Origin of the sequence: Peribacillus sp. NPDC096379, from assembly GCF_044762875.1 — a bacterium.
GTDB lineage: Bacteria > Bacillota > Bacilli > Bacillales > DSM-1321 > Peribacillus.
On sequence record NZ_JBIWFD010000001.1, the window covers coordinates 1858783 to 1870643 of the forward strand.

Annotated in this window: 11 protein-coding genes; 2 read left to right on the top strand and 9 right to left on the bottom strand. The window is 35.6% G+C overall.

Annotated elements, in window-relative coordinates; all coding sequences use genetic code 11:
* Window positions 1-318: 318 nt before the first annotated feature.
* From ACIQZI_RS08835 to ACIQZI_RS08850, 4 genes are all read right to left on the bottom strand, one after another.
* Entirely contained in the window at window positions 319-795 is a 477-nt protein-coding gene (locus ACIQZI_RS08835) for a GNAT family N-acetyltransferase (protein ID WP_403071791.1), read from the bottom strand.
* A 376-nt stretch (window positions 796-1171) separates the two neighbouring features.
* Window positions 1172-1837: a hypothetical protein gene (locus tag ACIQZI_RS08840; RefSeq protein WP_062179860.1), complete on the bottom strand. Its 666-nt coding sequence runs from the start codon at window positions 1835-1837 to the stop codon at window positions 1172-1174.
* A gap of 422 nt (window positions 1838-2259) precedes the next feature.
* On the bottom strand, window positions 2260-2835 hold the full coding sequence (locus ACIQZI_RS08845) for a dihydrofolate reductase family protein (RefSeq protein WP_028390183.1): 576 nt from the start codon (window positions 2833-2835) through the stop codon (window positions 2260-2262).
* 204 nt (window positions 2836-3039) lie between these two features.
* Window positions 3040-3882 carry a tyrosine-type recombinase/integrase gene (locus tag ACIQZI_RS08850; RefSeq protein WP_403071796.1) on the bottom strand — a complete coding sequence of 281 codons (843 nt, stop codon included), beginning with the start codon at window positions 3880-3882 and terminating at the stop codon, window positions 3040-3042.
* A 482-nt stretch (window positions 3883-4364) separates the two neighbouring features.
* On the opposite strand from ACIQZI_RS08850, the gene ACIQZI_RS08855 reads away from it, so the two are divergent.
* Window positions 4365-5558 (top strand): cytochrome P450 family protein, encoded by a 1194-nt coding sequence (locus ACIQZI_RS08855; RefSeq protein ID WP_403071799.1) that lies wholly within the window; start codon window positions 4365-4367, stop codon window positions 5556-5558.
* Between the two features lie 505 nt (window positions 5559-6063).
* Here the strand turns inward: ACIQZI_RS08855 and ACIQZI_RS08860 are convergent.
* The 4 genes from ACIQZI_RS08860 to namA form a co-directional block, all read right to left on the bottom strand.
* Window positions 6064-7077 carry a zinc-dependent alcohol dehydrogenase family protein gene (locus ACIQZI_RS08860; RefSeq protein WP_403071803.1) on the bottom strand — a complete coding sequence of 338 codons (1014 nt, stop codon included), beginning with the start codon at window positions 7075-7077 and terminating at the stop codon, window positions 6064-6066.
* A 72-nt stretch (window positions 7078-7149) separates the two neighbouring features.
* A complete protein-coding gene (locus ACIQZI_RS08865) occupies window positions 7150-8100 on the bottom strand; it encodes an LLM class oxidoreductase (protein ID WP_403071806.1) in 951 nt (316 codons plus the stop codon).
* A 65-nt stretch (window positions 8101-8165) separates the two neighbouring features.
* The gene (locus ACIQZI_RS08870; protein ID WP_403071809.1) at window positions 8166-9191 is read right to left on the bottom strand and encodes a zinc-binding alcohol dehydrogenase family protein; all 1026 of its coding nucleotides are present in this window, start codon (window positions 9189-9191) and stop codon (window positions 8166-8168) included.
* A 108-nt stretch (window positions 9192-9299) separates the two neighbouring features.
* A complete protein-coding gene (gene namA / locus ACIQZI_RS08875) occupies window positions 9300-10334 on the bottom strand; it encodes an NADPH dehydrogenase NamA (protein WP_403071812.1) in 1035 nt (344 codons plus the stop codon).
* 153 nt (window positions 10335-10487) lie between these two features.
* Between namA and ACIQZI_RS08880 the strand changes: the two genes are divergently transcribed.
* Window positions 10488-10856, top strand: coding sequence for a winged helix-turn-helix transcriptional regulator (locus tag ACIQZI_RS08880; protein ID WP_403071815.1), 369 nt, complete (start codon window positions 10488-10490; stop codon window positions 10854-10856).
* Between the two features lie 339 nt (window positions 10857-11195).
* Here ACIQZI_RS08880 and ACIQZI_RS08885 read toward each other — a convergent pair whose 3' ends face one another.
* Window positions 11196-11654, bottom strand: a complete 459-nt coding sequence (locus ACIQZI_RS08885; protein WP_403071819.1) for a GNAT family N-acetyltransferase — start codon at window positions 11652-11654, stop codon at window positions 11196-11198.
* Window positions 11655-11861 lie beyond the last annotated feature (207 nt).

Below are 11861 nucleotides of genomic sequence, written 5' to 3' on the forward strand. Positions count from 1 at the left end.
ATAAGCTATGTATTATAACCAGGTAGAAGGGCTTCTACAATCTATAGAAGTCCTAACTAAACTGCTTCGTTCGTTGAAGAAAAAATGCACCCAAAGTGTCGTTTGGTGATATTTTACAAAAGAATGTTATTCAATAATCTGGCCCGATTATGGAATAGCACCGTTCCTTGTTTCAGAAAAGAGCCCGTTTTCGGAAGATCGTTTCAAGGACCTTATTAAAGTAAAGCACCTGATAGTTTAAGTGAATTACATCATAAAATTAATCCTTTTAAACATATTATTATTTTCTTTTAAGTGAATTAGTCATTGAGAAAAAGTTCATATCTTTTGCAGATCCAATGTATATATAAGTTCACCGTTATCATCTTTGGAAAGATAAGTAAATTTAAGCTTTTTAAGTAAGTTGATTGAAGCAAGATTTCCAGGTGAAACACCTGCATTTATACTGATACAGCCTTTTTGCTTGAGCCAAGCGATAATTATTACAAGTACTTCATATGCATAGCCTTGCTTGGCGTGAATAGGACTTATAGTGTATCCAATCCAAAAAGTGTGATTTTCCCTTTTTAAATAAACATCACCAATCAATCGATTAGTTGTATTGTTGATTATGGCAAGCTGTCCCCCCTTTAAAAAAGAAAGTTCGCTAAGTAATTCTTTAGCATACATTTGCTTTGTCAATCCTTTGAAACCCTGATATCGCATCCAGTTTTCATCATTTCTATATTGCATAAAATCGTCAAGGTCTTTTTCTTCAAATCGACGTACAGTACATCGTTCAGTCTTTATCTCCATAAAACTTACCTTCCTTTTTGTTTGTAAATAAATCTCAAACAGAACTAGTGTTATGTTATCGTAATTTTCTTTCTAGAACCAACAAAAAATTTTTTCGCACTCGTAAATTTAACTAAGATGCTATAACTACTTATTAAAAAAATGTTAATTCAACTATACTGATACTGCCTGTTGTGTAAGTAAATTTGTTCACAATCTCAATTGCATTATATAGGTATAGGTGATTACTTTCCTCAACATTCCGGCCCTTTAATTTAATATCAATTATTTTAAAATTCCATGATTTGAGCAATCACTTTATTCCAAAATATGGACCTTTAATAAAAAAAGCGATCTTCTTTATTGAAGAATCGCGCCCGATTACTGATTAAAATGATTAGATATACTCCCATAAGCCATAGTAATTATTAAGTTTTATCATGATTAAAGATAATATAATGGAAAGTGGTAAAATAATCAAAAACTGCATTTTATGTTTCGGTATGATAAGTAACAAAACAACTATCATTATTAGATATATTCCCATAAACCATGGTATTAAATAGTAATGATGGTGAATGGGTAAGTAAGCGTTACGGTATTCAAACCCTTCTAACAGCAATATTGTGATTGGAAGGGACAAAATAATATTAGAAAACAATCCGCTTCCACGCGCATACCACATAATATAAGCACAAATAGGACTAATCACTGCACATATACTCCAAAAAATAATCGCTCTTTCTGGGAAAAAATTTAGAAAAAGGATTGTGTACACATAATAAACAGTCATCATCGATCCAAAAAAGGCGAATACTTTTACAGCCGCTAATTTGGGCGAATAGCTGAAAACCGATAAAATCGTTGCAACAAATACCCATATACCAAGACGACTACCTATATCAGTGAATATTAGGTTGAAATAATAAGGGTTATCCACAATCTTTGCCAATGAACCCAGAATAACCCCGATAATAATTGCATTCACTATTGAAAAGACTTTTTGTTTTGTAGTTGTTTTGTTCGCAACTCTAATCCCTATCAACTTATTATACATTTCCATTATACCTTCCTATTTTCCAAACTTATTTTTATATTCTTAAGAAAAGTGGGAACGGATTCCTTTAATCCAAATCTCCCCCATTAAGATGCCGCATTGCAGCCAGAATTTGTAACAGTGTTATACCAGAAAATGGCCCTATTACTGAAAAAGGCATAATTCCTTTTCAAGAATAGCGCCCTTATATGGAAGACTTGATTTCAAGATAATACAATTACAATTTCCATTGTTCCCCTGTTACTTAAAAATAAGAAAAAGGGGTTGGTGTTGGTTTAAAAAATAAAGTTTGTCGATCACCCGACAAACTGAATTAGACTGACTCGTAAAAAAAGCAGTGACGGACTAGAACTCGAAAGACCTAGACTGCCGCTGCTTTTATTGTGCTAACGTAATCCGGTTAGCGTAATCTATTTTAGGTGACAAGGTCATCTACCCGTCTGGTAAACGAGACCTATGGCTCCAGAATCAAATGTCTTGTTTTCGATAAGTTTAAGATTGATCTTCTCCTTGAGGCCTTGGAATAACGGCAACCCGCTGCCGACCAGGACGGGAGAAACCGTAATTTTATACTCATCAATTAAATCAAGCTGCATAAGGTAGTGTGCGAATCTAGGACTGCCTAGGATGACCATATCCTTGCCTGGCTGCTGTTTGAGGTTCTTGATCTCTTCCTCGACATCTTCTTTCACCAGTCTGGAATTGTTCCATTCGACTTTCTCCAGCGTCGTGGAAAAAACGATTTTGGCTGTCTTTTCGATCCACTCGGCATGATTCCGTTCATACTGCGAAGCTGATGGGTTCGAAGGCACAGATGGCCAGTAACTGTGCATCATCTGATAAGTCCCACGTCCCCAAATGACAGTGTCGGCAGTACTCAGAATTTCTTTCGCGTGTTTCTCCAAATCAGAATCGTAGGAAACCCAGCCAATGTCCATTTCACCGTTTGGCCCTTCTACAAAACCGTCAAGCGATGCGTGCAGAAATAGAACGAGTTTTCTCATTTTCAGTTCTCCTTTGTTCATGAGGGATGTCACATTATACTTTGCAGTTTTCATTAATGTTATGTGCAGAATCAAGTTTAGCACACATAACAATCAATAATTTCTTCTAGATTGCTAAATTTCTTTATTAAACAATTTGGCCCGATAACGAAAAGACACGCATTTTTACATGGGTGTCTTAATATAAGTTTATTTTATTTACTTTCAAAAGTATTTACTATAAAAATCCTGTCTTAGTTTTCCGCTTAGCTGAGCATATATTTTTGTAGTCTCACTCTTTTCATGACCCAGTAAACTTTGGATCACATCAATTGGCGCACCGTTATTAATCATATGTGTAGCATAGCTGTGTCGCAATTGGTGGGGATGTATATTCTTTTTTATCCCAGCCCGATTTGATATGCGTTTGATAATGTATCTAAGATTATCAATACTCATACACCTTTTCGGCCTTCTGTCCGTGATAAACAAACAAAACTCTTCGTCATCTCGTTCGTCTAAATACCTTTTTAACCAAATGGAGCAACGAGTATTAAAGTATACTTCCCTTTCTTTATCACCTTTTCCGTGTACAATAACTGAATTTGTACGAAAATCAATATCATCACGATTCAATTTTGCAACTTCTCCAATACGGCAACCGGTCGAATACATAAACTCAAATAGTGCATTCTCCATCGTTGTTTGACAAGCTTCTCTTAGATGTTCTATCTCTAATTCTGTAAGAAACTTTGGAATTCTTTTACCCAATTTCGGCTCTTTTAATTTAGCTGCAGGATTCTTTGGAATATACCCTTCTTCATGAGTCCATTTGAATAGTGATTTAACGCAACGAATCCTGTGTCCTAAACTGGATGGCTTTAGGTGATCTCCTGACTGTATTAGATATTCTTTTAATTTCTCAGTACTAATTCCACTCATATCAATATCACCAAAAAATCTTAATAAGAGATTATATTGAAAACAGTATGTTTTTAATGTAAGTGCTGAATAACCCTCTATTTTTTTATCTTGTTGATATTTTTTCCACGCTTCGGATAGTAACATAATTCTTACACTCTCCCACTATAAATCTATTAATCTAGATTCTATTATGTTCACTGAGAGCCTTATTTATACGAACCTATTTAAAAATCTAAGACAATAACAAAGTGCCTAACATGAGTAACCCTTGAAATACAAGAAATAGGACACTCTCCTTTTTACAGGAAAGCGCCCGATTATTGAACAAGAAAACATATATATGGATGATCAAGGGTACAGACATTTCGCACCAGAACCAAAAAAATAGAAGGCATAATGGTAAAACTCATAAAGTATAAATATATTAGGTTTTTGTGTTTTTAGATTAGGTTAAAATAATTAAAAGTTTGGTCCCTAGTTATAATCAATAGGGGGCAAATGCTTATCTAGAACATATCTAAACAATCATTTGAATAACATACTCACTAGTGAAGGCAAAATAAAATAAGTCAATTTCAAATGGATAGTGGAACGTTCATAAAAAAGTATTTGAGAGGAGATTTCAATTGAATTCAAATGAGTCAACTAATAACACTTTATTTACGAAGGAATTCACAAAGAATCCATACCCTACATATGCAAAATTGAGAGAAACGGAACCTGTTTACAGAATCCTCCTTCCGGATGGTCAGTACGGCTGGATGATTACACGATATGAAGATGCCATTGAAGCTCTGAAGGACTTAAGGCTTATTAAGAATTTTTCAAAGTTAACTGGCGAAAATGAGGGATACGATAGCATTTTTACCCACAATATGCTTTTTTCTGATCCGCCAGATCATAAAAGATTACGGGGGCTTGTTCAAAAGGCATTTACGCCACGAATGATAGCAGAAATGAGGGATCGAATTCAGGAGATAACAGATGATCTTTTAGACGAAATTGCCAAAAAGGATAGTATGAATTTAATCGATGATCTTGCTTTTCCTTTACCGATTATCGTAATATGTGAGATTTTAGGTGTTCCATCAGAAGACCGTGACAAGTTTCGCATATGGTCAAATTCATTAATTGAAGGAACCAACGGTGAACATGCGAAAGATATGGCAGTTCATATGCAGGAATTCACCAAATATCTGGGAGACCGGTTTTCAAAGGTCCGGGAAAGTCCAGGGGAAGATTTAATTAGCCAACTGATTATGGCCGAAGAGGAGGGTGACAAATTAACAGAGAAAGAGTTATATGGGGTGGTCTCACTTTTGATTATCGCAGGACATGAAACGACGGTAAATCTGATTGGCAATAGTATTCTCTCTTTCTTGGAACACCCTGATCAGTTGCAGCTCTTGCAGGATCATCCTGAAATGATTCATACAGCACTTGAAGAATCACTCCGGTATAATGGCCCAGTCGAATCTAGCACATCCCGATGGGCACGTGAAGATTTTGAATTCAAAGGGAAAGAAATAAGTAAGGGAGATTTAGTGATTATCGCTCTGAATTCCGCTAACCATGATCCTAATCAATTTACAGACCCGGAGGTTTTTGATATTACCCGTGAGAAAAGTCCTCATCTCGCTTTCGGGAAAGGAATTCATCTTTGCCTGGGTGCCCCACTTGCCCGTCTAGAAGGCGAAATTGCTATCAGCAGTCTCTTGCAGCGCTTTCCACAAATCAAATTAAGCGTTGATACGAATGAACTTGAATGGAGACCCGGTATGGTTGTAAGAGGGGTAAAAGAAATACCTCTTTCCTTTTAAATTTTTAATCCTATTAAAGCTGTAAAATTATAATTTAATTGAGGCCATGTTATTCCATTAAAGGGCGCGATTATAGGCAACACAGGTAGAAAATGATCAAACTTTTTAAAAACCACATTTGAAATGATAAAGAAAGAATCCATTTTGAACAAACTTTTTTCAAAATGGATTCTTTTGATTTGCCGTAAAATGCAGGCTCATAAGATATTTTTGATCAAACTTTATTATAAAGTTACAAAATGCTTCTATAGTTGAGGAAGCGTAAATAACCAGTTTTAATATCCACAGTATATTTACCGTAGCAAAATAATAGGAATTTAATTATTCAACAAAATGGCCCTATAACGGAAAAAAGCGATCTTCTTTATTGAAGAATCGCGCCCGATTGTTGAACAACATTTTATTCCTTAAAAGCTACCATTAATGGAATACCCTTTTAGATGAAACAACAAAAGCCCAAGAACACAGCTCAAGGGCTTTTGAATTTCAGCTTTTTTATTTTTATTTATTCAGAGACTTTTATAACAACTTTACCAAATGCCCCTTTATATAGATGTTCATAAGCATCAAGGGCTTGATTAAATGAATAGACAGTATCGATGACTGGTTTAATATTTAATTCATCAAATGCTCTCATCATGTCATCAAACGCTCTACGATGCCCTACATTAACCCCATGAAGCTGAGCTTGCTTGGCTAAAAGTGAGAATAGATTCACTTCTGCCATCATACTTTCCAAGAAACCAATAACATAAATATGACCTTGAAGAGCAAGAGCTTCAATTGAACGGTTAATACTTTGGCCACCGACTACTTCTAGAATATGCTGTACACCTTTTCCTTCAGTAATTTCTAATACTTCTTTTTCCCATTCTGGAGTCTCGACATAATTTATAACATCTTTTGCACCGAGTGCTTTTACTTTTTCTAACTTTTCGTTGCTGCTACTTGTCACAATGACTCTTGCGCCCAGTGCTGAAGCAATCTGAACAGCATATACAGATACTCCTCCAGTTCCTAGTACAAGTACACTGTCTCCTGCTTTAATTTTCCCATATTCAACTAATGAGAACCAAACAGTAAGTGCAGCAACTGGAAGTGTTGAAGCTTCCTCATCTGTCAAGCTAGATGGGGTCATTACAGTTGCCTCCTCATTGAGCAGCATGTACTCTGCTAACCCACCATCTATCGGCCCTCCTAGAGCATTAGCACCATCATCTTTTTTTGGACTACCATCAATCCATTTAGTAAACATATGGGAAGTTACACGATCACCTTTTTTAAACTGTGTAACCTCTGAACCTACTTTTACAACTTCACCCGATGCGTCAGATACAGGTACAAATGGTTCAGTCATTATTTCTGGCAAATAAACACCATCAACTATTGCTTTGTCACGGAAGTTAAGTGAAACAGCCTTTACACGCACTAGAAGTTGTTTTGGTCCAGGTTCGGGTATAGGTAAATCCATCAATCTTAAGTTTTCTAAACCAACACCTTGTCTTTGCCACGCTTTCATGTGATTAACTCCTCCATCTTAAATAATATTTTATTCTTCAACTGTAATCGGAATAAATAAACTACCTAATATCTAATTGCTTGATAATGCGGGAAAATTCGGAAGTACTTCTTCACCTAGTTCTTGAATCACTTCTTCAACCGGACGCTTTCCATATTTCAAATTGAATGCCACATGATTAACCCCAATATCTTTTAGAGTATTAAGATAAGAGATTAAATATTTATGTCCAGTTCTGAATCCTAAGTGGATAGGAGTCGGATCTTCATTTGGGTTATCTGATAAATCTATATATAAGGATTGTGCAAAAGGTTTAAATTCATTAGTTAATGTACGCCATTCGTTAATTAGTTTTGCTTGGAACTCTAAATTCCGTGGATAATAAAACCAGCCATCACTATGCTGTGCTATCCATCCAGGTGTTTGTGAAGAATGTCCCGTTACTAAAACCGGAATATCCTTTAATTCTGGTTTAGGTAGTAAATCACCATATTGCAGACTTACGTTCGCTGAATGAATTGCTGGAAACTCTTCCTGCCAGATTTGTCTCATGACATGCAACGACTCTTGAAATAATTGACTACGTTGCTCTCTTTCAACTGAAAACGCTGAAAACTCAATAGGACGGTCACCAGTGGCAATTCCTAGCACAATCCTGTTTCTGGAAATACGGTCAACAGAAGCGGCTGCTTTTACCGCATGTAATGGATGGCGTAATGTTGTAACAATACTCCCAGTTCCCAAAGCAATCTGTTTCGTATGAGCAGCTAAGAAACCAAGAAAAACCCATGGGTCATAGATTTGTCCTACATCGCCAAAAGTCGGATCATGTAATGGGACATCTCTAACGAATAGAGAAGCAAAGCCGGCTTCCTCTGCCTTTATTGCTAAAGTCATTTGTTGTTCTAAATTCATTACTGGGATACTTCCCTGATAGGACTCAATAGGAAAGAACAACCCTAAGGTCAAGTTATTCTCTTTAAACATGTACGAATAGCCTTGATGTGATTTAAATTTATTCAATTCCCTGTCCTCCAATAAAGTAATTATTTGTTTTAATAAAGTTGAGGAAAGAACTGTTCTAAACACTAAAAGTTCTCTAATACAATTTTTCCAATAGTTGTTCTTGATTCTACTTTTTTGTGCGCCTTTTTTAAGTTTTCTGCATTAATAGGAGAAAGACGCTCTGACAAAGTTGTTCTTATTTTGCCTTGATCAACTAAATCAGCTACTTTATTCAATAAGTGATGTTGTTCAATTATATCGCTTGTTTCAAACATAGAGCGTGTGAAAACCATCTCCCAAACAAATGTCACACTTTTATTTTTCATCAAGGTAATATCAAGCTTCTCGTCTGTTTCAACAATAGAGCAAATTTTACCTTGAGGAACAATTACTTTCTCCATCGTTTCCCAGTACTTTTCAGTTTTGCTTAGACACAGAATATAATCCACGGTATCAAGACCTAGTTCTTTTAATTGTGGAATAAATTCCTCGTAGTGGTTAATAACATGGTCGGCTCCAAGATTTTTGGCCCATTTTGTTGTTTCTGGACGAGATACTGTTCCAATAATTGTTAGTCCTGCTAATTTTGCTAATTGAATAGCGATTGATCCTACTCCACCCGCAGCACCTATGATAAGAATAGTTTTATTTTTATCTTGGTTTACATCACGGCTGATTTGAAGTCTGTCAAACAAGCTTTCATATGCAGTAGTTGTTGTCAATGGAAGAGCAGCAGCTTCCGCGAAGTCAAGTGTTCTAGGTTTTTTACCGACAATTCTTTCATCAACTAGATGATATTCACTGTTCCCACCTTGTCGAGTAATACTTCCTGAATAATAAACTTCTTCACCCGGCTTAAACAGCGTACAATCAGGGCCTACTTCTTCTACAACACCCGCAACATCCCAACCTAAGATTTTTGGACCTTCTTCTACATCTGGTTTTGGAGAACGAACGATAGCATCAACAGGATTAACTGCAATAGCTTTTACTTTTACAAGAAGATCTCGTCCAGTTGCTATTGGTTTTGGAACCTCAACATCTAGTAAACTTTCCGGATGATCAATTGGTAGATATTTATATAAACCCACTGCTTTCATATTTGGCATTATGCATCTTCCTTTTTAAATTTCAATTCTAATTCTAATGTGGATTATTTCAATTGCTAGAAAGGGGTCCTAAAGGAAACCCTTTCTAGCTTTTTAAATTAACCTTCTTTAACTTTTTAACCAGTCAGAGCCATAACGTGTGTATTGCACAGGCGCTTCAATATCGGCACCTAATTCCTCTGCAGCTGCACGTGGCCAAAATGGATTCTTAAGGAATTCTCGTCCAATGAATACTAAGTCTGCACGATTATTTCTTAAAATTTCTTCTGCTTGTCTACCTGTTTTAATTAAACCAACTGCTCCAGTTGCTATTTCAACCTTGTTTCGGATTCTATCTGCAGCAGGGACCTGATAATTTGGATATGAGTTGACTTTTACAGGAGCGATACCACCTGAGCTACAATCAACTAAATCAACACCTTGTTCTTTCATTTTTTTTGCATATTCAACATAAGTTTCAGGTGTGTTTCCGCCTTCTTTATAGTCAGTACTAGAGATACGCACGAATAGTGGTCCAGTCCATTCTATTTTCACAGCGTCAATGACTTCTCCTATCATACGATAGCGATTTTCCAAGCTTCCACCGTATTCGTCAGTACGTTGATTTGAAAGTGGAGAAAGAAATTCATTTAATAAGTAGCCGTGTGCACAGTGGACTTCAAGAATATCAAAACCAGCTTCTCGTGCCCTGCGTGCAGCTTCTTTAAATTTATGAACCATTTTCTGAATATCCTCTTTAGTCATTTCTATTGGTGTTTGAGTATTTTCACTAAATGGAATTGGAGAAGGGCCAATTGGCGTAACTCCCTCCTTATTTGTAACTCTGCCGGCATGACCAATTTGAGCACCCACTTTTGCTCCAAATTCATGGATTCGATCAACAAGGTTTTTCAACCCTTTAATATGATAATCATCCCAAATGCCTAAATCCCCAGGTCCTATTAATCCATCTGAGTCAACAACAAGCGTTTCAGGAATAATTAATCCAGCTTGTCCTAAAGCACGGGCTGTATAATGTGTTAAGTGGAAATCTTTCACTTCCCCAGATTCATCTGAACTATGCATACACATCGGAGACATGACAATCCGATTCTTAAACGTAATATCTTTAATCGTATATGGTGAAAATAGTTTTGTATTCATATTAGCACTCCTCTATTTCGAATATTAAGTGTTCACTTGCAAAATCAATGGTACAGTATATAATTCATAGATAAAAGTACGCACAATTTTGTTGTGTAGGATACAATTTGTTGTATAGTATACATTTTTATACTTAAATTCATGGAGGACATTATGAAAAACATAAAAAATGAAATCTGTCCAAACCCCTATGCTTGTCCAGTTGCAGTTACAGTAGATGTGATAGGTGGAAAATGGAAGGGACTTATCTTATATCACTTAATTTCTGAACCAAGGCGTTTTAACGAGTTACGGAGACTAATGCCTGAAATCACGCAACGTATGTTAACGCTGCAACTTCGGGAATTGGAGCAAGATGGCATTGTCCATCGTGAAATATATCAGCAGATTCCTCCAAAAGTAGAATACTCTCTTACAGATTTTGGAGAAACATTAAAACCCATTGTCTTACTTATGAGGGATTGGGGAGAGGTGTACGAAAACGAAATTTTAATGAAACGAAAGCTTAAAGAAAATGAATAAACAAACTAGATATCAGATATTTTTTATGATTATATAAATTACTTCATTCTAATTAAAAAGGCTGGATAAAGAGAAAAAAGTCGATTTCTTTAAGGAATCGACTTTTTTAGATTAAAATTTACCAATAGTTTAGGTTATTGAAGTTCTCATCCAAAATTTAATTTGAAACTTTCTTAAATTAACTATACATTTGTTGTTGCTTTAGAATAATGTTTGATCAAATTGATACTAATAAACATTGATAAACGAGCAAAAGAAAGAGCGTGTTTTGAAACAAAGATTGATCAAAACACGCTTTTTATGTATTCAAATGGATCATTCTTTTATAAAAAAGATTGATCATTTTCGGGTATTACTCTCATAAATTCTTGAACTACTTCCCCAAGGATGATATCCGACACCTATATAAGCGAAACCATATTTTTCATAGTATCCAATGTGGTCAGTACAAAGGAAAACTTGATTGAATCCTGCTTTTTCGGCATCAGCTTTAGCACGTAAAAGTAGCTCTTTACCTAAAGACCTACCACGATAGCTTTTTTCAATATAAATAGCACATATCCAAGGGTATAAATCCATACGACTAATAAAATCATTACTAATAAGACCTGCACAGCCAATAATTTCACCTGAATCCTCCATTAAATACCAAATAGGTAGGGGACTGTCCGTTGTTATGCTATGTGTAATAGAATCCTCATATACTTTCATGCTGTGTTCGTTTGCCCATTTACTTTGAAAATACTTAATTGCTTTTTCTTTATACTCTGGATGTTCTTTAACGCTAATAATTTGCATAATGACTTTCCCTTCATTGTGTCGTTTTTTCGTAAGTTAACTAACTGATTTTGATCAGTCTTTTTTAGAAATGATCAGACTTTATTTTAAATTATCAATCTTTTTTAGAAATTATCAATCTTTATTTCAAATCCACATTTGTTGTTCAAAGAGCAATAGGTGTTATTCAAGAAAATGGCCCGATTGTTGAATAACAGCTAAAGACGA